Annotated in this window: 23 protein-coding genes; 18 read left to right on the forward strand and 5 right to left on the reverse strand. The window is 69.3% G+C overall.

Annotation, left to right across the window (positions count from 1 at the left end; all coding sequences use genetic code 11):
- Positions 1-39: 39 nt before the first annotated feature.
- The 3 genes from ccrA to mce all read right to left on the reverse strand — a co-directional run bounded on the left by ccrA (position 40) and on the right by mce (position 2,907).
- Entirely contained in the window at positions 40-1,371 is a 1,332-nt protein-coding gene (gene ccrA, locus JOF29_RS10460; RefSeq protein WP_209694008.1) for a crotonyl-CoA carboxylase/reductase, read from the reverse strand.
- Positions 1,372-1,509: 138 nt separating this feature from the next.
- The gene (locus JOF29_RS10465; protein WP_209694009.1) at positions 1,510-2,424 is read right to left on the reverse strand and encodes an anti-sigma factor RsbA family regulatory protein; all 915 of its coding nucleotides are present in this window, start codon (positions 2,422-2,424) and stop codon (positions 1,510-1,512) included.
- Between the two features lie 51 nt (positions 2,425-2,475).
- A complete protein-coding gene (gene mce / locus JOF29_RS10470; RefSeq protein ID WP_209694010.1) occupies positions 2,476-2,907 on the reverse strand; it encodes a methylmalonyl-CoA epimerase in 432 nt (143 codons plus the stop codon).
- 125 nt (positions 2,908-3,032) lie between these two features.
- Here mce and JOF29_RS10475 point away from each other — a divergent pair, with 125 nt between their 5' ends.
- The 4 genes from JOF29_RS10475 to JOF29_RS10490 all read left to right on the forward strand — a co-directional run bounded on the left by JOF29_RS10475 (position 3,033) and on the right by JOF29_RS10490 (position 6,570).
- Positions 3,033-4,235 (forward strand): acetyl-CoA C-acetyltransferase, encoded by a 1,203-nt coding sequence (locus tag JOF29_RS10475; RefSeq protein ID WP_209694011.1) that lies wholly within the window; start codon positions 3,033-3,035, stop codon positions 4,233-4,235.
- A gap of 109 nt (positions 4,236-4,344) precedes the next feature.
- Positions 4,345-5,301, forward strand: a complete 957-nt coding sequence (meaB, locus tag JOF29_RS10480) for a methylmalonyl Co-A mutase-associated GTPase MeaB (protein WP_209694012.1) — start codon at positions 4,345-4,347, stop codon at positions 5,299-5,301.
- Between the two features lie 298 nt (positions 5,302-5,599).
- Positions 5,600-5,758, forward strand: coding sequence for a hypothetical protein (locus JOF29_RS10485; RefSeq protein ID WP_209694013.1), 159 nt, complete (start codon positions 5,600-5,602; stop codon positions 5,756-5,758).
- A gap of 89 nt (positions 5,759-5,847) precedes the next feature.
- Positions 5,848-6,570 carry a PH domain-containing protein gene (locus JOF29_RS10490; protein ID WP_209694014.1) on the forward strand — a complete coding sequence of 241 codons (723 nt, stop codon included), beginning with the start codon at positions 5,848-5,850 and terminating at the stop codon, positions 6,568-6,570.
- Positions 6,571-6,740: 170 nt separating this feature from the next.
- On the opposite strand, the gene JOF29_RS10495 is transcribed toward JOF29_RS10490, so the two are convergent.
- Complete coding sequence (locus JOF29_RS10495; RefSeq protein WP_209694015.1) at positions 6,741-7,463, reverse strand: maleylpyruvate isomerase family mycothiol-dependent enzyme; 723 nt, start codon at positions 7,461-7,463, stop codon at positions 6,741-6,743.
- Positions 7,464-7,517: 54 nt separating this feature from the next.
- Here JOF29_RS10495 and JOF29_RS10500 point away from each other — a divergent pair, with 54 nt between their 5' ends.
- From JOF29_RS10500 to JOF29_RS10560, 13 genes are all read left to right on the forward strand, one after another.
- Positions 7,518-8,021, forward strand: coding sequence for a MarR family winged helix-turn-helix transcriptional regulator (locus JOF29_RS10500; RefSeq protein WP_209694016.1), 504 nt, complete (start codon positions 7,518-7,520; stop codon positions 8,019-8,021).
- Between the two features lie 198 nt (positions 8,022-8,219).
- Positions 8,220-9,806: a peptide ABC transporter substrate-binding protein gene (locus JOF29_RS10505; RefSeq protein WP_209694017.1), complete on the forward strand. Its 1,587-nt coding sequence runs from the start codon at positions 8,220-8,222 to the stop codon at positions 9,804-9,806.
- Positions 9,806-11,185, forward strand: a complete 1,380-nt coding sequence (locus JOF29_RS10510) for a M14 family zinc carboxypeptidase (RefSeq protein WP_209694018.1) — start codon at positions 9,806-9,808, stop codon at positions 11,183-11,185. The genes JOF29_RS10505 and JOF29_RS10510 overlap by 1 nt, the downstream gene beginning before the upstream one ends.
- A complete protein-coding gene (locus JOF29_RS10515) occupies positions 11,182-12,108 on the forward strand; it encodes an ABC transporter permease (RefSeq protein WP_209694019.1) in 927 nt (308 codons plus the stop codon). Before JOF29_RS10510 ends, JOF29_RS10515 begins: the two co-directional genes overlap by 4 nt.
- Entirely contained in the window at positions 12,101-13,009 is a 909-nt protein-coding gene (locus tag JOF29_RS10520) for an ABC transporter permease (RefSeq protein ID WP_209694020.1), read from the forward strand. The genes JOF29_RS10515 and JOF29_RS10520 overlap by 8 nt, the downstream gene beginning before the upstream one ends.
- A gap of 31 nt (positions 13,010-13,040) precedes the next feature.
- Positions 13,041-14,462, forward strand: coding sequence for a serine hydrolase domain-containing protein (locus JOF29_RS10525; protein ID WP_209694021.1), 1,422 nt, complete (start codon positions 13,041-13,043; stop codon positions 14,460-14,462).
- Entirely contained in the window at positions 14,455-14,982 is a 528-nt protein-coding gene (locus JOF29_RS10530; protein WP_209694022.1) for a GbsR/MarR family transcriptional regulator, read from the forward strand. The genes JOF29_RS10525 and JOF29_RS10530 overlap by 8 nt, the downstream gene beginning before the upstream one ends.
- Positions 14,979-16,619, forward strand: coding sequence for a dipeptide ABC transporter ATP-binding protein (locus tag JOF29_RS10535; protein WP_307863245.1), 1,641 nt, complete (start codon positions 14,979-14,981; stop codon positions 16,617-16,619). The genes JOF29_RS10530 and JOF29_RS10535 overlap by 4 nt, the downstream gene beginning before the upstream one ends.
- Before the next feature lie 144 nt (positions 16,620-16,763).
- Positions 16,764-18,437 carry a coenzyme B12-dependent isobutyryl-CoA mutase large subunit gene (gene icmA / locus JOF29_RS10540; protein ID WP_209694023.1) on the forward strand — a complete coding sequence of 558 codons (1,674 nt, stop codon included), beginning with the start codon at positions 16,764-16,766 and terminating at the stop codon, positions 18,435-18,437.
- On the forward strand, positions 18,358-20,298 hold the full coding sequence (locus JOF29_RS45225; protein WP_307863246.1) for an NAD-binding protein: 1,941 nt from the start codon (positions 18,358-18,360) through the stop codon (positions 20,296-20,298). The genes icmA and JOF29_RS45225 overlap by 80 nt, the downstream gene beginning before the upstream one ends.
- Before the next feature lie 34 nt (positions 20,299-20,332).
- Positions 20,333-21,256 carry a tetratricopeptide repeat protein gene (locus tag JOF29_RS10550; RefSeq protein ID WP_209694024.1) on the forward strand — a complete coding sequence of 308 codons (924 nt, stop codon included), beginning with the start codon at positions 20,333-20,335 and terminating at the stop codon, positions 21,254-21,256.
- A gap of 72 nt (positions 21,257-21,328) precedes the next feature.
- Positions 21,329-22,210: a MurR/RpiR family transcriptional regulator gene (locus JOF29_RS10555; protein WP_209694025.1), complete on the forward strand. Its 882-nt coding sequence runs from the start codon at positions 21,329-21,331 to the stop codon at positions 22,208-22,210.
- A gap of 49 nt (positions 22,211-22,259) precedes the next feature.
- Entirely contained in the window at positions 22,260-23,660 is a 1,401-nt protein-coding gene (locus tag JOF29_RS10560; protein WP_245357535.1) for a hypothetical protein, read from the forward strand.
- 39 nt (positions 23,661-23,699) lie between these two features.
- Here the strand turns inward: JOF29_RS10560 and JOF29_RS10565 are convergent, their stop codons facing one another.
- Positions 23,700-24,896 carry a citrate synthase gene (locus tag JOF29_RS10565; protein WP_209694026.1) on the reverse strand — a complete coding sequence of 399 codons (1,197 nt, stop codon included), beginning with the start codon at positions 24,894-24,896 and terminating at the stop codon, positions 23,700-23,702.
- Positions 24,897-24,969: 73 nt separating this feature from the next.
- On the opposite strand from JOF29_RS10565, the gene JOF29_RS10570 reads away from it, so the two are divergent.
- Entirely contained in the window at positions 24,970-26,109 is a 1,140-nt protein-coding gene (locus tag JOF29_RS10570) for a citrate/2-methylcitrate synthase (protein WP_209694027.1), read from the forward strand.
- Positions 26,110-26,410 lie beyond the last annotated feature (301 nt).

The following is a 26,410-nucleotide window of genomic DNA, read 5'->3' on the forward strand; positions in this document are numbered from 1 at the left end:
AGCACCTGCTCGCGACGGCGAGCGATCGGGAAACATGCCCTACCTGTCGCGGAAGCGATTGATCTGGTCCAGGTGCCGGGCGCGGAGTTCGGGGTCCCGGACGCCGAGGCCTTCGGTGGGGGCGAGGGTGAGGACGCCGACCTTGCCCTGGTGCAGATTGCGGTGCACGTCGTACGCCGCCTGGGCGGTCTCCTCCAGCGGGTAGACCTTGCTGACCGTCGGGTGCACCATGCCGCGGGCGATCAGCCGGTTGGCCTCCCACGCCTCGCGGTAGTTGGCGAAATGAGAGCCGATGATCCGTTTCAGGTTCATCCACAGGTACCGGTTGTCGTACTCGTGCATGAACCCCGACGTCGACGCACAGGTCACGATCGTCCCGCCGCGCCGGGCGACGTACACCGACGCCCCGAACGTCTCCCGCCCCGGATGCTCGAACACGATGTCCGGGTCGTCCCCGCCGGTCAGCGCGCGAATCCGGGCGCCGAACCGCTTCCACTCCTTCTGGTCCTGGGTGTGCTCGTCCTTCCAGAACCTGTACCCCTCCGCGGACCGGTCGATGATCAGCGAGGCACCCATCGCGCGGCAGATCTCCGCCTTCTCCGGCGACGACACCACACACACCGGGATGGCCCCGCCGTTCAGCGCGAACTGGGTCGCGTACGAACCGAGACCGCCGGACGCTCCCCAGATCAGCACCACGTCGCCCTGTTTCATGTCGGCGCCGTTCGACGAGACGAGCTGCCGGTACGCCGTACTGTTCACCAGCCCGGGCGACGCCGCCTCCTCCCAGGTGAGGTGCGCCGGCTTCGGCATCAGCTGGTTCGACTTGACCAGCGCGAGCTCCGCGAGCCCGCCGAAGTTCGTCTCGAATCCCCAGATCCGCTGCTCGGAGTCGAGCATCGTGTCGTTGTGCCCGTCCGGCGACTCCAGCTCGACCGACAGGCAGTGCGCGACCACCTCGTCGCCGGGCTTCCAGGCGTTCACGCCAGGCCCGGTCCGCAGTACGACGCCCGCGAGGTCCGAGCCGACCACGTGGTACGGCAGGTCGTGCCGGGCGGTCAGCGGCGACAGCTTCCCGTACCGCTTCAGAAAGGAGAACGTCGACACCGGCTCGAAGATCGACGTCCAGACCGTGTTGTAGTTGATCGCGCTCGCCATCACCGCGACCAGCGCCTCACCCGGCCCGAGCTCCGGCGTCGGTACGTCGTCGAGATGCAGGCTCTTCCGCGGATCCTTCTCCTTGGTGTCCATCCCGTCGAACATCGACGCCTCGTCGGCGTGCACGGTGATCCCGCGGTAATGGTCCGGTACGTCGAGCCCGCCGACGGCCGCGTTGTCGCCGGAGAGGATCGCTTCGAGGATCTGCTTCACGAAAGTACCTCCTGCAGCGGGGGTCTGGTGAGCGGTGAACCTACCGCTGAGTATGCGCCCCTGGCTGTGCCGTGTAACACAGCGGACCCCGGGTGAGACGACCGTCACTCCATGAGTCCACCGTTGTCAGTGGTCCTATCACCGCAACCGGGTGTGCAGCCGTACCTGGGTCCAGTCGTCGCCCGACCGCAACTGCGCCAGGTCGCACAACTGGTTGGCCAGCCAGACGCCGCGTCCGCCGAGCCCGTCGAGCGGCGGCAGCACCCGTCCGACCAGCAGGGCGTCGATCCGCCCGTGGTCCGTGATGTCGCAGATCAGCGCGCCGTCCGCGATCCACACGGCGAGCGTCCCGCGCCCGCCGCCGAACCGGATGCTGTTCGTGCAGATCTCGTGCAACGCCAGCGCCAGGTCGTCGAGCCGGTCCCGCGACACCCCGTGCGAAGCCGCCTGACCGCTCAGCCACTGCCGAACCTGGCCGAGCTCGTCCGGCCCGAACTCCCACCGCTCGGCCCGGTTCGGTACGTCGTCCAGCGGCGTCCGGAACGCCTTCTCCGCAAGGCCATCAACGGTCAGCACAGTGCCGCCCGCATGGGTTGCCGTCGGATCGATCCCGACCGACGCCTCGTAAGCGCAGTACAGCCGGAACGAGCGGTCGGTTGCGAAAGCGATGTCGGACAGCGCCTCGTGCAGCAGCACCTCGTCGTACTCCGCCGCGCTCCGGCCCGGGTACGCCGCCTCGCTGAGCCCACGCACCGGACCGGGATGCTGCTCGAGCACGTCCCGCCAGAACGGGATCAGCCGTGCAGGGTTGCCGCCGGCAACGGTCATATCGATAAAACGGACCGCGTGCTGTTCCGCACCGAGGGCCTCGCGCAGTACGGCGATCCGCTTCGGTGGCAGCACGGCCACGATGGTTTCCCCCGCCGCCGGACCCTCGGTCAAGAACGCAGCCGCGCGCTGCACGAAGACCGCGTCCGAGGCATGGACGAAGGCATCGTGCTCGAACCCGGCCGGCGCACCGTGCAAGGAGTCGGTGGCGCTGTCCTTCAGCACCCGAACAGAGTAGTCCGCCGCACCGACAAGCAGCAGTTGTCCAGCGTGCCGTCACCCGGTGTGCGAGGTCGATGGCTCCACGAGTTCGACCAGGACCCCGCCGGCCGACTTCGGGTGGATGAAGTTCACCCGGGACCCGGCCGTACCGCGCTTCGGTTCGTCGTACAGCAGCCGCGCACCGCGTTCCCGCAGTACGGCGGAGACCGCGTCCAGGTCGTGCACCCGGTACGCGAGCTGCTGGATGCCGGCGCCGCGCTGGTCGAGGAACTTCGCGATCGGCGACGCGTCCGACAGCGGTGCCAGCAACTGGATCGACGACCCGGAGTCGCCGACCGCGAGCATCGCCTCCCGGACGCCCTGCTCCTCGTTGATCTCCTCGTGCGCCACGCTCATGCCGAACACGTCGGCGTAGTACCGGACGGCCTCGTCGAAGTCGGCCACCGCGATGCCGACGTGGTCGATCGCGTCGAACAGCTGATCCATCCACCCAGCCTGGCGTACGGCGATGTCGCAGGCCATCGAAAGTGGCCCACTCGACACGATCCGTGTGACCCGTCTGACGTGCTCGACCAGCGGCGTACCAGTGCCGTCGCAGGTATCGTGACAGCATGTCTGACACGCGGAACTCAAGCGTCATCGTCGCCGGTGCACGGACCCCGATCGGGCGGTTGCTGGGCGGCCTCAAGGGCTTCACCGGCGCGGACCTCGGCGGGTTCGCGATCCAGGGCGCGCTGCGGAAGGCGGGCGTCGCCGCGGACCAGGTCGAGTACGTGATCATGGGCCAGGTCCTGCAGGCCGGCGGCGGTCAGATCACCGCCCGCCAGGCCGCGGCCAAGGGCGGTATTCCGATGGACGTGCCGGCCATCACGATCAACAAGGTCTGCCTGTCCGGGCTGAACGCGATCGCGCTCGCCGACCAGCTGATCCGGGCCGGCGAGTACGAGATCGTCGTGGCCGGCGGCATGGAGTCGATGACGAACGCGCCGCACCTGCTGCCGAAGTCCCGCGAGGGCTTCAAGTACGGCGACACCACGCTGGTCGACTCGATGGCGTACGACGGGTTGTGGGACGCGTTCACCGACCAGGCCATGGGCGCGCTCACGGACCAGGCGAACAACGAGCGCCAGAAGCTGAGCCGCGAGGAGCAGGACGAGTTCAGCGCCCGGTCGCACCAGCGCGCCGCGGAGGCCTGGAAGAACGGCCTGTTCGCGGACGAGGTGGTCCCGGTCGAGGTGCCGCAGCGCAAGGGCGACCCGATCGTGGTGGACAGCGACGAGGGTGTTCGCGGTGACACGTCGGTCGAGGTGCTGGCGAAGCTGCGGCCGGCGTTCGGCAAGGACGGGACGATCACGGCCGGGTCGGCGTCGCAGATCTCCGACGGCGGGTGTGCCGTGGTCGTGATGAGCAAGGCGAAGGCCGAGGAGCTCGGGCTCAGCTGGATCGCCGAGATCGGTGCGCACGGTTCGGTCGCCGGGCCTGACTCGACGCTGCAGAGCCAGCCGGCGAACGCGATCGCGAAGGCGTGCTCGAAGGAAGGCATCCAGCCGGGTGACCTCGACCTGATCGAGATCAACGAGGCGTTCGCGGCGGTCGGGATCGCGTCCGCGCGCGAGCTGCAGGTCAGCGAGGACAAGGTCAACGTGAACGGCGGCGCGATCGCCCTCGGGCACCCGATCGGGATGTCCGGCGCACGGCTCGTGCTGCACCTCGCCCTGGAGCTCGGCCGTCGCGGCGGCGGCATCGGCGCAGCCGCCCTGTGCGGCGGCGGCGGCCAGGGCGACGCCCTGATCATCCGAGCCCCGAAGAGCTGATGCCAACCCCGACCCCCCACCCACGTCGCGTGCAGATCCTGCGCCTGCGGGGTGAGCGGAGCCGCCGTCTGGCGGGCGCGCGGTCCTCGGTTGGGTGGTGGGGGGTTTGATGGCGCGGCGGAGTGCGCCGGTAGGTGAGTTGGTTGAGCGGGCTCGGGACGGGGAGTCCCGGGCGGTGGCTCGGTTGATTTCGCTTGTCGAGGACGAGTCGCCGTTGTTGCGGGACGTGATGGCAGCGCTGGCGCCGTACGCCGGGAACGCGCACATCGTCGGCATCACCGGATCGCCCGGAGTCGGCAAGTCCACGTCGACGTCCGCGCTCGTGACGGCGTACCGCGAGACCGGCAAGCGGGTCGGCGTACTCGCGGTCGACCCGTCGTCCCCGTTCTCCGGGGGAGCGCTGCTCGGCGACCGGGTCCGGATGCAGGACCACGCGACCGACCGGGGCGTGTTCATCCGGTCGATGGCGTCCCGCGGGCATCTTGGCGGACTGTCCTGGTCCACGCCGCAGGCGCTCCGGGTGCTGGACGCGGCCGGGTTCGACGTCGTGCTGGTGGAGACTGTCGGCGTCGGGCAGTCCGAGGTGGAGATCGCCGGTATGGCGGACACCACGCTGGTACTGCTGGCCCCCGGGATGGGCGACGGGATCCAGGCCGCGAAGGCCGGGATCCTCGAGGTCGGCGACATCTACGTGGTGAACAAGGCGGACCGCGACGGCGCCCATTCGGTGATCCGGGACCTGCGGTCGATGCTGGCGCTGGCCGAGCGTGCCGAGGGCGCGTGGAAGCCGCCGATCCTGAAGACGGTCGCCTCCCGTACCGAGGGCGTCGCGGAGGTCGTCCAGGCGATCGACGACCGGGTGCTGTGGATGTCCGGGAACGGCGTACTCACCGAGCGCCGGCGCAGTCGCGCGCGGGACGAGATCGAGGCGATCGCGACGACCGCGCTGCGGGCCCGGTTCGCGCACCTGCACGGGGACGCGCGGCTCGACGTACTGGCGGCGAAGGTCGCGGACGGGGCCATTGATCCGTATTCGGCGGCCGACGAGTTGATCGCCGCTTTGTGACACTTGTCTCGCCGTGCAACAGCCGGCCACGCAGTGTCACATTGTGTCTTTGCTTTTCGTTCACCGTGAGTTGTTCCGATTCCGGGCAAATGCCGCAGAATTTCCGGTGCCGAAGGCCATCAGCGTCTCACGGCGGCGCGCCGGTGGGTGCCATGCCCCCGGATCCGTTACAGAATGGACCTTGTACCTGGTGAGCATTGTGCGGTGGGCTGTGTTCAGTCAGTGACAATTGGTCACGGTCCGTGATACAAACTCAAACACAGTCGACCGAGTGGGTTGGGAACAAGGGAGTGGCGACATGCCGAAGAAGTTGTTGATCTGGGCGCTCATCGCCTTTGCCGGCTTCTATCTGTTCACTCAGCCGGCGAACGCTGCCGGCGCAGTCGGTGGTGCGTTCTCGGCCGTGGGCTCTGCCTTCGGGAGTGTCATCACCTTCCTGAGCGCGCTGTTCAAGTGAGCACCCGCTGAGTGTCCCGTAGCGAGCGATCGTGCGGGACACTTGTTTCCACGGGGTCACACACAGGTGCGTGACAGGGGAGTGAGTGGATGGCCGGAATAGGCCTGTTCCGGATCTTCGACCCGAAGGTCCGGCGCCATCTGATCTCGGACGAGGGCGAAGTCGTCATTGACGAGGTTCGGCACCACTGGGTGGTGTTCGCGCTGCCGATGCTCGAGGTGGTCATCGCCGCGGCACTGCTGGTGACGATGGCGGTCACCTCGATCGGAGCGCAGCCGGTGCTGCTCGCGATCGTGCTCATCCTGCTGGTGCACGCCTTCTGGCAGTTCCTCACCGAGCACCGGGACCGGTTCGTGGTCACGAACATGCGGGTGATGCGGATCCGCGGCGTGTTCTCGCAGACCGTCGCGACGACGCCGATCGCGCGGGTCCTGGACATCACGCTGCAGAAGCCGATCATCGGGCGGATGCTGGGCTACGGCCACTTCGTCTTCGAGTCCGCCGCCCAGGACCAGGGCTTCCGGGAGATCAAGTGGGTCAGCCGTCCCGACGACCGGGACCTGACCATCCAGCGCGTCATCCAGCGCACCGGCCTGCGGGCGTCCGCGAGCGTCGACGTACTCCAGGGGGACGAGGACTCCGACGACGACGGCACCGGCCCGATCGGGATGGACTCCGCCCAGGAGGTCACCACCAGCACCCCGGCGCCGGCCGCCGCGCAATCCTCGTCCCGCCCGTCACCGCCCCCGTCGTCGTCCGCAACCAAGTCGATCTTCAACAGCGAACGCGGCAACTGGATCGACAACGACTGACCCGCCCGCAGATCGGTGGAATCGTTGCGACCGTCGACACCAACTGGGGCCCTGGGGCATGAAATACCTTGTCCAGCGTCCCCGGTCGGTGCCCCTGATCTCGGAGCTCTCCTTCTCGTCAGTCGTGAAGGGAACGAACGGCGACGCCCGGAGAAGACGGTGTCATGCGGTCATTGCGACGCCTCGGAAATCCTTCCGCGGAACGCCCGCACGACGTCCGGGTCCCCGGCGACGTCGATCGCGTCCTCGCCGGCCCGCCCCCACAACCACAGGTAGACCTGCGTCGGATCACCGGTCACCTCGGCCGCCGCGGCACCCTCGGCCCCTTGCCGTACGTCGACACTCGTCGCGTCGACGACCACCGTCCAGGACCGGCCCGCCGCGGTCAGCCGGATCGTGGCCTCGACCGGGTACTCGGTGTCGCCCTCCTCCCACCACGGGCCGCCGACCGTCGGGTACAGCACCTCGTCGATCCCGTCGAGGGCCAGCTCCGGGTCGATCGGCGAGACCGCGTCGTGCGCCTGCTCGACGTCGATCCGGTGGATCACGGTCTCGTGCACCATCCGCCGGTGCCAGAACGCCGACGTGCTGTCCCGCGGGTTGAAGGTCCAGGTCGGCCGGTCGGTCCCGGCGCTCTCCAGCGCGTCGACGACCGCCTGCCGCGCCTCGTCGTACCACTTGAACGTGTCCAGCCCGGAGAAGTCCGGCGGCCACGGATCAGGGAGCGCGCCGAGCTTCAGCACCTCGACCTTGTGCACGTACACCTGCGCGACGTGCCGCACCACGTCGTCGACCGTCCACCCGGGACAACTGGGCACCGCGGCACCCAGCCCACGACGCGCCACCTCACCCAGCCGCACACTCTCGGTCCGCAAGTGATCCAGATATCTCATACCGGCACAGTGCCAGACCCCACAGACAGTTTTCAGCGGGCTAAGGTTCCGCACATGGCGAGGAAGCGGGCGTTGCCGTTCGATCCGATCGACGAGGCGTCGCGGCAGTGGGGGCGGCGCTGGGGCGCCGTGGAGCAGATGCGCGCGGTCACGTCGTTGATGCGGGCGCAGCAGATCGTGATCAACGAGCTGGACGAGATCCTGCGCAAGCACGGGCTGACGTTCGCGCGGTTCGAGGCGCTGGTGCTGCTGACGTTCTCGCGGCGCGGGTCGCTGCCGCTCGGCAAGATGGGGGAGCGGCTGCAGGTGCACCCCACGTCCGTGACGTCGATCGTGCGCCGGCTGGAGGCGGCCGGGCTGGTGACCCGGACGCCGCACCCGGACGACGGACGGGCGGTGCTGTGCGAGATCACCCCCGAGGGCCGCGACCTGGTCGAACGCGCGACCGCCGACCTCGTCAAGGCGGACTTCGCCCTCTCCGGCCTCGACGACGACCAGCTGAAGATGCTCTGGTCCGTCCTCGAACCCCTGCGCCGCAACGCCGGCGACTTCTCCTAACAGAACAGAACGGTTCCTGACAGAACTGTTCCTGACACAGACCGTGACCGGACGCCTCGGAATCGTGTTACGCACATGCTAAAAGTTCATTTCCTACTGAAACTTCCCAAGTTTCCCTATTGACCGTCATCGTGTCGGCGTCCAGGATCAGGGATCAAGCCGGCCCACCCCTGCAGGGCCGGGATTCTGGAGGACCTCATGAAGCGTGCTGCGGCCTTTCTGCTCGTAGGCACCCTCGCCTTGGCCGGCTGCTCCGGCGGCGGTTCGAAGACGCCGGCCGGCGGTGGGACGAAGTCGGTCTCGTTCGCCGTCTCCGATCCGGTCACCCTCAACCCCGGTCGCCAGACGATCGCGTTCGCCCAGGTCAAGGAGCTGTTCTCGAGCCTGACCTTCGTCAAGGCGGACGGGTCGCTGAGCTACCTGAACGCCGAGTCGGTGAAGTCGTCCGACGCGGTGCACTGGACCGTCAAACTGCGCCCGGGCTGGACTTTCCACAACGGCGAGAAGGTCACCGCCGGGAGCTACGTGAAGGCGTGGAGCACGGTCGCCTACGGCCCGAACGCCTGGGAGAACAGCGGCCAGCTCGTCAACATCGCCGGGTACGACGCGCTCAATCCAGCGAAGGGCAAGCCGGCCACGACGCAGCTGTCCGGCCTCAAGGTGATCGACGACCTGACATTCACGGTCACGCTGAAGAGCCCGGACGGGCAGTTCCCGGTCCAGCTCTCGCAGGCCCAGAGCGGATTCTTCCCGCTGCCGGAGGCGGCGTACAAGGACTTCGACGCGTTCGCCAAGCAGCCGATCGGCAACGGGCCGTTCGAGATGGTCGGCAGCTACACCGAGAACGAGCCGATGACCGTCAAGCGGTACGACGGGTACCAAGGCCCCAAGCCCAGCGTCGACGAGATCGTCTTCAAGCCGTACACCGACATGACGACGGCGTACACCGATGTGCAGGCCGGGAACACCGACATCGTGTTCGTCCCGGCCGCCCGGATGGCTCAGGTGAAGAAGGACTTCGCCGACCGGACGTACGTCTTCCAGGGCCTCGGCATGAACTACCTCGGCCTGCCGCTGTGGGACAAGCGGTACGCCGACGTCCGGGTCCGGCAGGCGATCTCGATGGCGATCGACCGGCAGGCCGTCAGCAACGTGATCTACGGCGGCATCTGGGAGCCCGCGACGGCACTGACACCGCCGGGTGAGCCTGGTACGCCGAAGGGCCTGTGCGGCGAGCTGTGCACCTTCAACCCGGCGAAGGCGAAGCAGCTCCTCGCCGAGGCGGGCGGCTTCAGCGGCACCATGGAGATCCGTTACCCGGGCGGCGCGGGCCTCGACGACCTCTACAACGCCTACGCGAACCAGCTCCGGCAGAACCTCGGGATCAAGGAAGTGACCGCGACGCCGACCACGGACTTCCCCGAGTTCCAGAAGCTGCGCAACGAGAAGAAGCTGAGCGGCCCGTACTTCTCGCGCTGGGGTGCTCTCTACGCCAGCCAGCAGAACACGCTGCGCTCCTTCTACACCAAGGCCGGCGGCTGCGTGAACTGCATCCCGTACTACACCCCGCAGGTCGAGCAGCTGCTGGCCAAGGCGGACGCCCAGGTCGATCCGCAGAAGGCGATCGACGGGTACGTCGACGTACAGAAGGCGATCCTGAAGGACTTCCCGGCCCCGCCGATGTTCTTCGAGAAGTACACCTACGCGACCTCGGACCGGATCGCCAAGCTGGCCGAGGGCGCGGGCAGCCTCGAGCTCGAGAACACCACGCTGGCGGACAGTTGATGGCGGCAACGAACGGCGGCCCGCTCCAGGTGATCCTGGAGCGGGCCCACCGCGTCCCCGACCTGACGTCGTTCCCGGGTGTCGACGAGATCAACGCCCGCCTGGACGCGTTGGCGCAGCGGCATCCCGAGCTCGTCACCAGGCGCCGGATCGGTACGTCGAGACTCGGCGACCCGATCACCATGTACTCGATCGGCGAGGGTCCCGACCAGGCCCTCGTCTACGCCGGCGTGCACCCGAACGAGCCGATCGGGTTCTGGACCGCGATCCAGCTGGCCGCGGACCTGTGCGCCGATCCGGACCTCCGGGCGACCTGCCGCTGGAACATCATCGGCTGTATCGACCCCGACGGCACCCGGCTCAACGAAGGCTGGTTCGCCGGGCCGTTCACCCGGGTCCACTACGGCGCGAACTTCCACCGGCCGGCGCCGGCCGAGCAGGTCGAGTGGTCGTTCCCGTTCCAGTACAAGAACGCGTACTTCGACCAGGTGATGCCGGAGACGCTCGCGCTGATGCGGGTGATCGACGAGCTGAAGCCGATCATCGCCGTCTCGTTGCACAACACCGAGCTCGGCGGCGTCTACTACTACGTCACCGCGGAGCTCGACGGGTTCGTCGACGATCTGCACGCGGTGGCCGCCTCGTTCGGGCTGCCGCTCGACCTCGGTGAGCCCGAGACGCCGGTCGCCCGGCCGATCGGGCCGGCGGTCTACGAGATGATCTCGGCCAAGGAGTCGTACGACTACGCCGAACGGCTCGGCCTGCCGACTCCGAACGAGTCGGGCAGTTCGTCGGCCGCGTACGCCGAACGGCACGGTACGGTCACCGTCGTCGCCGAGCTGCCGCACTGGACCCACCCGGCCGCGGACGACCGGACGCCGACCGACACGTCGTACCGGATGCTGCTGGCGGACGCCGCCGACGAGCTCGAGCGGAACCTGCTGGCGCTGCACGAGATCTTCACCGAAGCACGTCCGTACCTGTCCGACGACTCGCAGCTGGTCCGCGGGACCGCGGCGTTCCTGCCGTACCTGCTCCGCCGTCCGGAACGCGACCGACGGCGGGCGGCCGGGATCGACCCCGGCCGGCTGGCGACCGTCGCGGAGGCGTTCTCGCTGCGCGACACCAACCGGATGTTCCGGCTTCGGTACGGCGGGATGCTGGTCCGTGCGATCGAGGGTGAGATCGCTCGGGGCGGCGCCGCGGCCGCGCTGTACGCACCGGCCGAACGGCTGCGGAAGTTGTACGGCGAGTGGCAGGCCGAGGCCGCGTCGCTCGACCCGGAACTGCGCACGATCCCGATCAAGGACCTGGTCGGAGTGCAGTACGCCGCGGCCCTGGCGCTGCTGGACGCGGTGCGGAGGAGGACGGACCGATGATGCGCTTCACGGTCCGGCGGCTGATCGAGCTGGTCCTGGTCTTCTTCGGCGTCACGTTCGCGATCTACGCGGCGGTGTTCGCGCTGCCCGGTGACCCGATCTCCAGTCTCGGCGGTGACCAGCCGTTGTCGCCGGCGGTGGTGGAACGGATCCGCAACCTCTATCACCTCGACGACCCGCTGTGGTCGCAGTACCTGCGCTACCTCGGCCATCTGCTGACCGGTGACCTCGGCGTCGACTTCCGTGGCCGGTCGGTGGCCGAGCGGTTGGCGACCCGCTGGCCGGTGACGATGCGGCTGGCGTTGACGGCCTGGGTGATCCAGGTGGTGATCGGTGTCGGCCTCGGCCTGGTCGCCGGGTTGCGGAAGAACACCTGGATCGACCGTGGTGTGCTGATCCTGACGATCCTGATCGCGTCCGTGCCGATCTTCGTGATGGCGGTGACCGCGCAGCTGGTGTTCGGGGTCAAGCTGTCGCTGCTCCCGATCGCGGGTGTGACGGACGGCTGGCCGACGTCTTACTTGCTGCCGGCAACGGTTCTGGCGGTCTACGGACTGGCCGCGGTGGCGCGGCTGACCCGGGGCAGCGTGGTGGACACGCTGAGCTCCGACTTCGTCCGTGCGCTGTGGGCGAAGGGCCTCAGCCGTCGTCGTGTGATCGGCGTGCACGTACTGCGGAACTCTGCGATCCCGGTGCTGACCTACCTCGCGATCGATCTCGGCGCGTTGCTGGGTGGGGCGGTCGTGACCGAAGGCATCTTCAACCTGCCCGGGGTCGGCCAGTTGCTGTTCGAGTCGATCCGGGTGCACGAAGGGCCGACGGTGGTCGGCATCGCGACCGCCCTGATCCTGATCTTCCTGCTGACGAGTGTGGTCGTCGACCTGCTCAACTCCCTCCTCGACCCGAGGATCCGCCATGACTGATGCTCTGACACCGACGCCGCGCACGGTCGATCAGATCGCCGCGGGCGCTGAGCAGGACGCGCTCGTCAGCCGCGGTGTCTGGGCGACTGTTCGCCGGCGCGTGCTCTTCTGGCTGCCGCTCGCGGTGCTCGCCGTACTCCTGCTGATGGCGCTCGTCCCGCAGCTGTTCACCAGCACCGACCCACGCGCATGCGACATCTCCGCGAGCGCCCGCCCGTCGTCGGCCGGCCATCCGTTCGGCCAGGATCTGCAGGGCTGTGACGTCTACGCGAGCGTCGTGCACGGCGCCCGCGCGTCGCTGTCGGTCGGCCTGGTCTGCACGTTGATCGCACTCGCCGTCGCCCTCCTCGTCGGAACCGTTGCCGGGTACGTCGGTGGCTGGGCGGACTCGGTGCTGGCCCGGTTGACCGACGTGTTCCTCGGATTCCCGTTCCTGCTCGGTGCGATCGTCGTACTGAACAGCCTCGGCGAACGATCGGTCCTGTCGGTGTCGCTGGTCCTCGCGGTGTTCTCCTGGCCGACGCTGGCGCGGATGGTGCGGACGACGGTCCGCGCGACCCGGCACGCGGAGTACGTCCAGGCCGCGAAGGCGATGGGGTTCCCGACCAGCCGGATCCTCAGCCACTACGTGCTGCCGAACTCGATCGGCCCGGTGCTCGCGGTCGCGACGCTGACCGTCGGCGGGGTGATCGTCGCGGAGTCGACGCTGACCTTTCTCGGCCTCGGGCTGCGGGCGCCGTCGATCTCGTGGGGTCTGCAGCTCGCCACCGCGCAGTCGCGGTTCCAGCAGGCGCCACACACCCTGATCTACCCGGCGATGTTCCTCGCCGCGACGGTACTCAGCCTGATCACCCTCGGCGACGTGCTCCGCGACGCGGTGAACCCGAAGGGACGCTCCTGAATGCCCACCTACGAACAGAACGGACGCCGCCTTGTCCTTTGACATCGAGACCGCTCGCCAAGCTGCCCCCGCGATCGAGAACTGGCTCGAGTACCAGCGCCGCTACCTCCGGACGCCCGGAGTGCAGGCGGCGGTCCGGGCCGGCGACGAGGTCGTCCTCTCGGCAGCTCTCGGTCACAGCGACGAAGTCGCAGGAACGCCGCTGCGGACCGATCACCTGTTCCGGATCGCCTCGCACAGCAAGACCTTCACCGCGACCTCGATCCTGCAACTCGCCGAGCAGGGCAAGGTCCGGCTCGACGACACGGTCGAGACCTACGTCCCGGAGCTGGCCGGCAGCGACCTGGCGACCGTCACCGTACGCGAACTCCTCGGCCACCAGGCCGGCGTGATCCGGGACGGCGTCGACAAGGACTACTGGCAGCTGATGGATCCGTTCCCGGACCGGGCCGCGCTGATCGAGCTGTGCCGGTCCGCCGGCCGGGTGTTCGAGCCGAACGAGTACTTCAAGTACACGAACATCGGCTACTCGCTGCTCGGCCTGGTGATCGAGTCCGCGAGCGGGTCGACGTACGGCGAGTACGTCGCGAAGAACATCGTGGACCGGCTCGGGCTGCCGAACACCGGCGCCGAGTGGGACCCGGCCCGGGCCGGTGAGTACGCCGCCGGGCATACCGGGCTGCTGGACGGGTACGACGTACGCGAAGTCATCCCGCACGTGGACACCCGGGCGATGGCCGCGGCCACCGGGTTCTACTCGACCGCCGAAGACCTGACGGTGTACGGCGCCGCGCACTTCGTCGGGGCGGACGAACTGATCGGGGACGCGAGCAAACGGCTGCTGCAGCGCGACGAGAGCCTGGTGAACGCCAACGGCCGCGAGATCGGGCGCTACGGCCTCGGGATGGACATCGTCACGATCGGCGGGCGACGGCTGGTCGGCCACAGCGGCGGGTACCCGGGCCACATCACCCGGACCTTCATCGATCCGGTCGACCGGATCGTCGTGTCGGTGCTCACCAACTGCATCGGCGGGCCGGCCGGCACGCTGGCCACGGGCGTCGTCAAACTGCTGAACCTCGCGGCGGAGCCACCGGCCGGTACGCAGGTGCCGAGCGACCTCGACGCCCGGCGGTTCTGCGGGAACTTCGCGAACCTGATGGGCGTGCTGAGCATCGCGCTGCTGGGCGGGCGGCTGGTCGCGTTCTTCCCCGCGGCGCCGGATCCGGCCGACAGCTACGAGGAGCTCCAGGTCGTCGACGAGAACACGCTGGCCGTCGTACCGGCGGCCGGGTACGGGTCGATCGGTGAGAAGGTCGAGTACACGTGGGACGCCGACGGGCAGCCGTCGCTGGTCCGGTACGGCGGGAGCTCCCGCTGGCCGGTGGCGGCGTTCCGGGCCCGCCGTACCGCGCAGATCGCTGGGGCTGTTCTTGGAGGCCGGGATGAGTGACGAGCCGTTGTCGGACGACGACTGGGAGGAGGACACCCGCCGTGCGGACTTCGTCGAGCAGTTCGCCCTGCTACGAGAGCTGGCGGGTTCGCCGCGGATGGAGGGCCGCGTCCTCGGCTACCTGATGGTGAGCAACAAGCCGTACGTCGCCTCGGCCGAACTGACCCGGGCGCTGTCGGCGAGCGCCGGGTCGATCTCGAGCGCCACCCGGCGGCTGATCGACCTCGGCTTCATCGGACGGCACGCCGTACCGGGAGACAGGAACCACTACTTCAAGGTCGAGGACGACGTCTGGGGCAGCTTCCTGGCCGGGGAGCGGCGGTCCCTCGGCAAGCAACGCCAGCTGTTCGACGACATGATCGCGGAGCTCCCGGAAGGGATGGCCGGTCCGCGCAAGCGGCTGAAGAACGCGCGCAACTACTTCGACTGGCTGGCGAAGTACCACCGGAAGATGCTCGCGGACTGGCAGGAGCACCGCGACAAGCTCGAAGCAGCGTCGGATCAGATGGAGGGCGAGTGAGCGACGAGGTACTGCGGTTCGAGGAGCTGACTGTCGACTTCACCGTGGGCGGTACGACGCAGCGCGCGGTGGACCGGGTGAGCTTCGGCGTCCGGCCGGGCGAGGTGCTCGCGGTCGTCGGCGAGTCCGGGTCGGGGAAGAGCGTCACGGCGCTGGCGGCGCTCGGCCTGCTGCCGCCGAACGCCACGGCCGGTGGCCGGATCAGCTTCGGCGGTGCCGACGTACTGTCGATGTCGCGGGCCGAGCTGACCGCCCTCCGCGGCCGTCGGATCGCGATGATCTTCCAGGATCCGTCCGGGGCGCTCGACCCGGTCTTCACGATCGGGTCGCAGCTGGTCGAGATGATCCGCGCGCATCAGCCGTCGCTGTCCCGGGGCGCGGCGCGGGACCGGGCGATCGAGCTGCTCGGGATGGTCGAGATCCCGGCGAACCGGCTGAAGTACTACCCGCACCAGCTGTCCGGAGGTCAGTGCCAGCGGGTGATGATCGCGATCGCGATGGCCTGCGACCCGGAGCTGCTGATCGCGGACGAGCCGACCACGGCCCTGGACGTGACCGTGCAGCAGGAGGTGCTCGACGTACTGCTCGCGATGCGGTCGAAGATCTCCGGTGCGATCGTGATCATCACGCATGACATGGGAGTGGTCGCGGACGTGGCGGACCGGGTGGTCGTGATGCGCAAGGGCTCGGTGGTGGAGACCGCCGAGGTCCACGAACTGTTCGACCGCCCGGCGGAGGAGTACACGCGGACCTTGCTCAACGCGGTCCCTCGCGGCGGCGCCCGCCCCCAAGCCGGCTCCGCCGGGTCGGCCGAGCCTGTTCGTGTGGTGCCGGCGTTGGCGATTGAGGACCTGGTGGTGGAGTATCGCGGACGCCGGGGGAAGCTCGTCCGCGCGGTGGACCATGTCGACCTGGAGCTCACCCCGGGCGAGATCACCGGACTGGTCGGGGAGTCGGGGTCGGGCAAGTCGACGATCGGGAAGGCCGTGCTCGGACTCGCGCCGATCACCGCCGGTGAGATCCGGGTCGGTGGGCAGGCGCTGAGTACGGCGTCGGCCGCGATCCTGCGGCGTACCCGGGCCGGGATCGGGGTCGTGTTCCAGAACCCGGCCGGTTCGCTCAATCCGCGAGCCACGATCGGGCAATCGGTCGGCGAGCCACTTGCCGTACACCGCGGGGTCCGCGGCGCCGAGCTCCGGACCCGGGTCGAGGACCTGCTCGACAGCGTCGAACTGCCCGGCGCCTGGGCAGGCCGGTACCCGCACGAACTCTCCGGCGGCCAGCGGCAACGCGTGTCGATCGCCCGCGCGATCTCCCTCGACCCGGCCCTGCTGATCGCTGACGAACCCACCTCGGCGCTGGACGTCTCGGTCCAGGCGACCGTCCTCGAACTGCTTCGGTCCATCCAGGAACGCCTGCACTTCGCCTGCCTGTTCATCAGCCACGACCTGGCCGTCGTCGACCAGTTGTGCGACCGGGTGGCCGTCCTCAGCCACGGCGCCCTGGTCGAGCAGGGGGGCCGCGAGTCGGTCCTGCGCGATCCGCAGGACGCGTACACCGTCCGCCTGCTGGCGGCGGCGCCGGTCCCGGACCCGCGCGAGCAGGCCCACCGCCGGGGACTGCGACTGGCGGGGTAGGTGGACGCCCGCGCACGCACAAGTCGCCTCGACGGCGCCGGAAAGCGCGTGCTGGGGGGACTTGTGCATGCACAGACGACCGGGATTGGAATTTAGTTGGACGTCCTAGTATTTTGGGGACCAGTCCCTAGGGAGGTCTGACTGATGGATGCCGAGCAGATCGCGGCCGGGCGTGACCGGTGGCAGCAGCGGTACGACGCCGCGCGGAAACGGGAGGCGGACTTCACCACCCTCTCCGGCACCGAGGTCGAGCCGGTCTACGGGCCGCCTGAGGGCGTCGACGACCCGCGGATGGAGCGGATCGGCTGGCCGGGGGAGTTCCCGTTCACCCGCGGTCTGTACGCGACCGGGTACCGCGGCCGCACCTGGACGATCCGTCAGTTCGCCGGCTTCGGCAACGCCGAGCAGACCAACGAGCGGTACCGGATGATCCTCAACGGCGGTGGCGGCGGCCTGTCGGTCGCGTTCGACATGCCGACGCTGATGGGCCGCGACTCCGACGAGCCGAAGTCGCTCGGCGAGGTCGGGCACTGCGGGGTCGCGATCGACTCGGCCGTCGACATGGACCGGCTGTTCAAGGACATCCCGCTGCAGGACGTCACGACCTCGATGACGATCTCCGGCCCGGCCGTCCCGGCGTTCTGCATGTACCTGGTCGCCGCCGAGCGCCAGGGCGCCGACATCACCAAGCTGAACGGGACACTGCAGACCGACATCTTCAAGGAGTACATCGCGCAGAAGGAGTGGCTGTTCCCGCCGGAGCCCCATCTGCGGCTGATCGGCGACCTGATGGAGTACTGCGCGACCACGATCCCGGCGTACAAGCCGCTGAGCGTGTCCGGGTACCACATCCGCGAGGCCGGTTCGACCGCCGCGCAGGAGCTCGCGTACACGCTGGCCGACGGCTTCGCGTACGTCGAGCTCGGCCTGTCGCGTGGGCTCGACGTCGACGTGTTCGCGCCCGGCCTGTCGTTCTTCTTCGACAGCCACCTGGACTTCTTCGAGGAGATCGCGAAGTTCCGCGCCGCCCGCCGGATCTGGGCGCGCTGGCTGCGGGACGTGTACGGCGCCAAGACCGACAAGGCGCAGTGGCTCCGCTTCCACACCCAGACCGCGGGGGTCTCGCTGACCGCCCAGCAGCCGTACAACAACGTCGTACGGACGGCCGTCGAGGCGCTCGCCGCCGTACTGGGCGGGACGAACTCGCTGCACACCAACGCACTCGACGAGACGCTCGCGCTGCCGAGCGAGGAGTCGGCGGAGATCGCGTTGCGGACACAGTCGGTGCTGATGGAGGAGATCGGGATCACGAACGTCGCCGACCCGCTCGGCGGCTCCTGGTTCGTCGAGGCGCTCACCGACGCGATCGAGGCCGAGGCCGAGCAGATCTTCGCGCGGATCAAGGAAATAAGCCCGGACGAGACGATGACCGGCGGGATCCTGCGCGGGATCGAGGACGGCTGGTTCATGGCCGAGATCGCCGACGCGGCCTTCGAGTACCAGCAGAAGCTGGAGAAGAGCGAGAAGAAGATCGTCGGCGTGAACACGCTCACCGACACGGTGTCCGGCGAGCTGGAGATCCTCCGGGTCTCGCACGAGGTCGAGGTCGAGCAGTGCCGGGTGCTCGCGGAGCGCAAGGCGCACCGCGACGAGGACCGGGTACGGCGTACGCTGTCGGCTCTGGTGGAGGCGGCCAGCGGCACTGGCAACCTGATCGAGCCCATGCTGGAGGCAGTGCGTGCGGAGGCCACGATGGGGGAAATCTGTCACGTTCTTCGGGAACAGTGGGGAGAGTACCGAGAGCCCGCCCGATTCTGAGGAGCCGCCGGCATCCGGCCAACCGGACCGTACTGCGGGGTCCGGCACGCTCGACGAGCGACCGGTGGTGGTCTGCGGCTCGAGCCGGACGATGGTCCGGGTGGTCACCGAACTGGTGAGTTCGGGCGAGCGGGTGATCGCGCTCGTCAACCCCGCGTCGCGGCACCGCGGCCGGATCGGTGAGCTGGGCGCGAAGGTGATCGACGCCCCGGTGATCAGCGAGTCGCTGCTCCGCCAGGCCGGCATCAACGCCGCCGACGACGGTACGCCGTCCGCTGCCCGCGCGCTGGTGCTGCTCGACACCGACGACGTCCACAACGTGCACACCGCGCTGACCGCCCGCGACATGGATCGGGACCTGCGGATCATCATGCAGATGGTGAACCCGCGGCTCGGCAGCCAGCTGAACAGCCTGCTCGGCGACTGCGTGGTGATCAACGGTCCGTCGCTGGCCGCGCCCGCGTTCGTCTCGGACGCGCTCGACGACGACGAGCTGACCTGGATGGAGCTCGGCGGCCGGATGGTGGTCGTCGGCGAGGCGGACCTGATCCGGGAGCCGCACCTGACCGTACTCGCCGACGCCACCTCGTCGGCAACGCCGGTGCTGCTCCCGGAACCGGACGACGAGGAGCAGCCAGACCCGACGTCCGCCGAGCCCGACGACCCGGAGCAGGCCGGCCGGGCGTCCGCCGGGACGGTCGAGGCGGAGCAAGCGGGCTCGACGGCCGCGGAGACGGCCGAGGGGGACGACGAGCCGAAGGTCGACATCGTGCTCGGGACCGGGATCCGGCCGGTCTGGTACGGCCGCCGGGTGCGCCCGGCCGGCTGGGCGAAGGCGGTCCGCGACGTCCTGGACAGCCGGGTCCGGAAGATCGCGGCGCTGATGGCGATGCTGATCGCGATCGGTACGGCGATCGTGCACTTCTTCGGCGGGATCGACTGGTGGCGGGCCCTGTACCTGGCGGCCGGTGTCGTCACCACGGCAGGCATCGACGACAACCGGTTCAGCGACGCGCCGCCGTGGGTGAAGGTCAGCGCGGTCGTCGTCCAGCTCACCGGGATCGTGCTGATGGCGCTGCTGACCGCGGTCGTCGTCGACTCGCTGATCGGCGCCCGGTTGTCGCGGATCATCGGCGGCGTCCGCGGTCGGCCGCGGAACCATGTCGTGGTCTGCGGCCTCGGTACGGTCGGCGCGCGGGTGCTGGAGATCCTGGTGGACCGGGGCGTCGCGGTGGTCGGTGTCGACCAGGACGACGACGCACCCGGCGTACAGGTCGCGCACCGGTTGAAGGTCCCGGTGGTGGTCGGGGACAGCAGCAACGAGGAGACGCTGCGGCTGGCCGGCGTACAGCACTGTCAGGCGATGCTCGCGATCACCGACGGCGACATCACCAACCTGGAGTCGGCGATGGTCGCCCAGGGTCTCAATCCGGACGCCCGGATCACGATGCGGATGTTCGACCACGACCTCGCGGACCGGGTCGAGCGGCAGCTGGGGCTGGGCAACAGCCGGTCGGTGTCGATGCTGGTGGCGCCGGCGGTCGCGGCCGCGGTCGGCGACAAGCGGCGCCAGGTACTCGTACCGGCTGGGCGCCGAGTGCTGCTGCTGACCGAGGTGGTCGTCGAGGCGGACTCGCACGCCGAGGGCCGGACCCTCGGTCAACTGAGGGAGGCCGGTGGCCTTCGGGTCCTCGCCCGGCAGACGTCGCACGGCCCCTGGGACTGGCAGCCGACCCAAACGGGTTTGGTGAAGGCAGGCGATCGGCTGGCCGTCGTCGGCACCCGTGCCGGCCTGGCCCGGCTGTTGATGGCGACCCGGGCGCAACGCCGGACCATGGCGTCGGAGAGGATAGGTTTGTGAACATGCGGAGTCTGCACGGAATGCGAGGCCAGCGGTGAGCCAGTCCAACTTCTCCCGTCCCGGGGCGGTCGACCTGTCGTCCCTCCGCAAGCCGGCCGGGGCTACGTCGGCTGCCGGCGGTGCTCCGGCAGCGGCCGGTGGTGGTGCCTACGCCCTCGAGGTCACCGAGGCGAACTTCCAGGCCGACGTGATCGAGCGCTCGCTGCAGGCCCCGGTCGTGGTCGAGCTGTGGTCGCCGCGGGCGCAGGGCGGCCTGGGCGACGTGCTGATCAAGCTGTCGACCGAGTACGCCGGGAAGTTCCTGCTGGCCCGGATCGACGTCGACGCGAACCCCCAGGTAGCGCAGGCGTTCGGCGTCCAGGCCGTGCCGGTGGTGATCGCGATCCTGCGGGGTCAGCCGGTCCCGCTGTTCCAGGGGGTCCTGGGCGAGCCGGAGGTCCGGCAGTACCTCGACCAGTTGCTGACCGTCGCGGTCGCGAACGGGGTCACCGGGCGCGCTGAGCCGGTCGGCCCGGTGGCCGAGGACGAGGCGGTGGCGGAGGATGCGCCGAACCCGCGGTACGAGGAGGCCGAGAACGCGGTCGCCGCGGGCGACCTCGACGGCGCGATCGCGGCGTACGAGGAGCTGCTCAAGGAGACGCCGAACGACGCCGAGGCGAAGGCGGGGCTGGCGCGGGTGCAGCTGGTCAAGCGCACCCAGGACGTCCCGGCCGACGTCCGGGCACGGGCCGCGGACAACCCGGCCGACGTCGAGGCGCAGCTGCTGGTCGCGGACGTGGACCTGATGGGCGGCCACGTCGAGGACGCGTTCGCACGGCTGATCTCGACCGTCCAGGCGACCGCCGGCGACGAGCGCAACGCCGTACGGCTGCACCTGCTGGAGCTCTTCGAGGTCGTCGGCGCGGACGACGAGCGCGTCGTGAAGGCCCGCCGGCGGTTGATGGCTGCACTGTTCTGACAGCCGAGGTGGCCGGAATCGGTCAGTGTGAATTCTTGTAGATCGTGCTGATCTGCTCTGAGAATTCTTTACATGAGCGCTGTCGAGTCACCGCCGCCGAGTCTGGAGGCACGGATCCACGGGCTGCTGCCGGTGCTCAGCCCGGCGCAGGCGCGGATCGCGGCCGAAGTACTGCGGGATCCGGCGGCGGTGGCGTCGTCGACGATCGGGCAGTTGGCGGCGCGTTGCGGTACGTCGCTGCCGAGCGTCACGCGGTTCTGCCTGGCGCTCGGCCTGTCCGGGTACGCCGAGCTGCGGCTGACGCTGGCGGCCGAGAGTGGTCGGACCAGTCACAGCTGGGAGCGGGGGACCGGGTCCGAGGTCGGACCGGACGACTCGCTGGACGACGTACTGCGGACGCTGCTGCGGACGGATACGCGGGCGCTCGAGGACACGGTTGCCGCGCTTGACGTCGGTGCACTCGGGCGGGCTGCGGCGGCGATCTCCGATGCGCGGCGGATCGATCTGTACGCGGTGGCGGGGTCGGCGGCGGTCGCGGAGGATCTGCGGTTGCGGCTGCATCGGATCGGGCGGGGCGCCAGTACGTGGAGCGATGTCCACACGGCGCTGGCCAGCTCGGCGTTGCTCGGCGCGGGTGACGTCGCGGTCGGGATCTCGCACAGCGGGGAGACGCTGGAGGTCCTGGAGCCGCTCACCAGGTCCGGCCGGCAGGGCGCGACGACTGTTGCCATCACCAACTATCCGCGGTCGCCGCTGGCGGAGGCGGCGGACATCGTCCTGATCACCGCCGCCCGTGACGTGACGCTCCGAACCGGGGGACTGGCCGGGCGGCACGCTCAGCTGCTCGTCCTGGATGCGCTGTACCTGGGCGTCGCCCAACGTGACTACACGCTTGCCGAACAAGCCTTCGACGCGACTGCCGACGCGGTCGCCGCGCACCGGCACCGCCCCTGACACACCTGCTCGACCGTCCTTTCGTTCGACCGCCTTCCGGAGGAGAGTTATGGAGAGCCCGCACCAGATCCTCGGTCCCAGCCGTCGCAGCCTGCTGCTCGGCGCCGGCGCGACCGCCCTCACCGCAGCAACCGTCACCGCATCCGCCGGTACTGCGGCTGCCGCAACCGCAGCTGCCACCGGCGCGGCTGCGGGCGTGCTGCCTGCTGATGTTGCCGTGCCATCGCCGGACACCCTGCCGTTGACCGGTGGGCCGGAGTTTCCGATCGGGTTGTTCTGGCCGCCGCACCCGTACGCGAGTACGGCGGCGCGGTTCGCGGAGATCAGGAACGCCGGGTTCGACTTCGTCATCTCCGGCAACTACGCGGGCGACGGCAACATCTTCCAGTACCAGCTCGGCCTGGCGCGCGACGCCGGGCTGAAGCTGCTGATCTCGGACGACATCCAGATCCGGAACATGTCCCGCTGGTTCTCGATCTCCGACACCACCACGGACTTCCTCAGCGTGACGCCGGCCGAGGCGCAGGCGCTCTACATCCGGGCCCGCGACGCGTACGGCCCGTACTCCTCCCTGGCCGGGTTCAACTTCTACGACGAGCCCGGCGCCGGGTGGTTCGGGACGCTCGCGAAGGCGTTGGCGATCTCGCGGGAGCTCGCGCCGCAGCTGCTGCCGTACGTCAACCTGCTCCCGTCCGACGACCCGGCGTACTACCGGAACTTCGTCGACGTGGTGCAGCCGTCGCTGGTCTCGTTCGACCGGTACCCGTTGCTGTCCGAGGGCCGCGAGGACGCGAACTACTTCCACAACTGGGCGATCGTCCGGGACGCGGCGCTGCACGGCGACATCCCGGCCTGGGTGTTCATCCAGACGCTTGCCTACAACAACCATCGCGAACCGACCGCGGCGGAGCTGCTCTGGCAGATCAACATCAGCCTCGCGTACGGCGCGAAGGGCATCCAGTACTTCACCTACTGGACGCCGGAGGCAGCCCGCGGAGAGGGGTTCGGCCCGGCGCTGATCACGGTCGACGGCCAGCGGACCTCGCGGTACTACGCGGCGCAGCAGATCAACACCGGCTGGCTGCACCCGGTCGGGCGGGAGCTGAAGCCGCTGGTGTCCGAGACCGTTGAGCACGCCAACGAAACGCCGCTACCGAACGGCGCGGTCGGGTTCACGCCGACGAACCTGGTGTCGGGCGTCACCGGCAGTGCTGTCGTGGTCGGTACGTTCCGGTCGCGGGACACGGCGTCGACGGACCGCTGGCTGCTGGTCAGCAACCGCTCGCACAGCAGCCGTGCCAAGGCGGTCGTCGTGGTGAACCAGCAGGCGGTCGGCTCGGTCGGGGTGTTCCAGGCGGCGCGGCAGAAGTACGTCTCGCAGCGCGTCGGGCCGGTGCAGGTCTCGCTCGCACCGGGCGCCGCGACGCTGATAAAGCTTGGCGCCAAGTAGTTCTCGGTTGGTGGGCTGTCCACGAGGCAGCCCACCACGTCAGGTGGGTTGGCCCGTGTAGATACCCATGGCGCGGAAGCGGAGCGCGGGGGCGGCGTACTCCTCGAGGGCGTGGGCGGTCCAGCCGATCATCCGGGCGATCGCGAACAGGGCGTCGCCGGCGTCGGGGCGGAAGTGGTACGCATGCATGATCGCGGCGATCGCGAGGTCGCTGTTCGGGAACGTGGGGGTGTGCTCGGCGATCGCCCGGACGCTGCCGACGATCGGGTGGTCGCCGAGGAGATCAAGCAGCACTTCGGCGCGCGGGTCGTGGTGCTGGTAGATCCGGTGCCCGAAGCCGGGGATCGGTTTGCCGGAGCGCAACTGGTCCGACAACGCCTTCAGCGGGTCGTGTTTCGCGCGGTCCAGGAACTCGTAAGCGAGGGTCGGGGCGGCGCCGTGGTACTGCCCGTCGAGCGCGCCGAGGCCGGCGGAGATCACGGCGTACAGGTTCGCGCGTGCGCTGGCGGCGACGCGGGCCGCGACGGTGGAGACCGCGAGACCGTGGTCGGCGAGCAGGATCAGTGCGGCGTCGAGCAGCTCCGGGCGCGGCTCGTCGTCGGAGAGCTTCGGCCAGAGCCGGGCGCCCAGTGTCGTTGCGCCGTACGCCGTCTTGCCCGGGAGCGCCGTCACCACCGTCCCGATCAACCGCCCCGCCGCAGCCGTCACCGAGCCCGGTGACAGGTCGAACCGCAACGGATCAGCGGCCCCCAACACGGCCACCGCCACCCGCACTCGATCCGTCAACCGAGCCCCTTCCGGCACCACCTCCATCCCCGCCCGAGCCAACTCCACCCCGTGCCGCTCAACCTCGAACACCCCACCAACATCCGGTTGATTGGTCCCCTCGGACACCCCGCCAACATCCGGTTGATTGGTCCAAAGGAGGGTGGCCACCTCGGCGACTGTCGCGGTGGTGGCGAGGGTGCGGGCAGAGTGGCCTCGGTAGTAGAGCTCGTCGTTCTCGAGGAGGGTCAGTTGGGATTCGATGCGTTCTACTACGCCGGAGTGTTCTATCGAGCGTGCGGCCAGGCGCTCCACCTCGTCGGCCGAGAAGAGGCTGCCGCGGCGGCCGCGGGCTCGGGTGCTGGTGAGCAGGCCTCGGCTGACGTACGCGTAGACGGTGGCGGGTTTGACCTGGAGGCGGCGTGCGACCTCGGCGGTGGTCAGGTAATTCTCGTCACCTTCGGCCGGCATTCGCGCTCCTCGCAGCATTCATATTGACTGGATCAATATTGACAATAGTTGATTGGCTGTCAACGCTGAAGATATGTCAACAACGATCACTGTTCCGCCCGGTCTGCGCAACGTCGTCGTCACCGAGACCACCCTCGGCGACGTCCGGGGTGACGAGGGGTTCTACCACTACCGGCAGTACTCGGCGATCGACCTCGCCAAGTCCAAGACGCTCGAAGACGTCTGGTACCTGATGTTCGAGGGCCGCCTCCCGACCGACGCCGAGCGCGCCCGGTTCGTCGCGGAGCTTGCCCCGCTGCGCGTCCTCCCCGACGAGGTCCGCGCCGTACTCCCAGCGATCGCCGCCGCCGGACCGACGTTCAATCCGCTCGCCGGCCTCCGTACGGCGCTCTCCCTGCTCGCGGCGGTTCGCGCCCTGCCGCCGCTCTGGGACGTGGACCCGGCCCGCCGGAAGGCCGACGCGATGCTCGTCTGCGCGGTGACGCCGACGATCCTCGCCGCGCTCTATCGCCTCCGCGAAGGGCAGCAACCGCTGGAGCCGCGCGCCGACCTCACCGCCGCGGAGAACTGGCTGTACCTGGTCACCGGCGAGGAGCCGACCGCCGTCCACACGACCGCGATCGAGCACTACCTGGTCTCGACCGTCGACCACGGCTTCAACGCGTCCACCTTCACCGCCCGCGTCATCGCGTCCACCGGCGCAGACGTGGTGTCGGCAGTAGCCGGAGCGATCGGTGCGTTCTCCGGTCCGCTGCACGGCGGCGCCCCGGACCGCGCGCTCGCCAGCCTCGACGAGATCGGTACACCGGACCGCATCGACGCATGGGTCCGGGCGAAGGTGTCGGCCGGCGACCGGATCATGGGCTTCGGGCACGCGGTGTACCGCACCGAGGACCCGCGCTCGCTGATGCTGCGCGACATCGCCCGCGGGATCGGCGGCGACCTGGTCGACTTCGCGACCACCGTCGAGCAGCGCATCGTCGACGTCCTCGCCGAACTCAAGCCGGGCCGCAACCTGTACGCGAACGTCGAGTTCTACGCCGGCGTCGTGATGGAACTGTGCGGCATCCCCCGCGCGATGTTCACCCCGACGTTCGCCGTCAGCCGCATCATCGGCTGGGCCGCCAACATCCTCGAACAGTCCACCGACCCCAAAATCATCCGCCCCGCCGCCTCCTACGTCGGCCCCCACCCACCAACCCCAATCCCCTGACCAACCGCCCCTTGCCCCTCAACTGGCGCGTCGCCCACCGACAATCCGACCAGACAACCCTCCACCTGCCCAGGCAACCCTCCACGTGCGCGGGTGACCCTCTACGTGCGCGGGTGACCCTCCACCTGCCCGGACAACCCTCCACGTGCGCGGGCAGGCGTCCATCCGGGTGGGCAACCCTCTGCTCGAGTGGGTAACCCTCCACCCGAGTGGGGGCCTTGGCGCTTCGGTGGGTGGGTTGGGGGAGGGGCGGCTGGGGGTGTTCGTGGCGATGCTGGAGGGGTTGCCCACTCAATTGGTG

It is taken from the genome of Kribbella aluminosa (assembly GCF_017876295.1).
Lineage (GTDB): Bacteria > Actinomycetota > Actinomycetes > Propionibacteriales > Kribbellaceae > Kribbella > Kribbella aluminosa.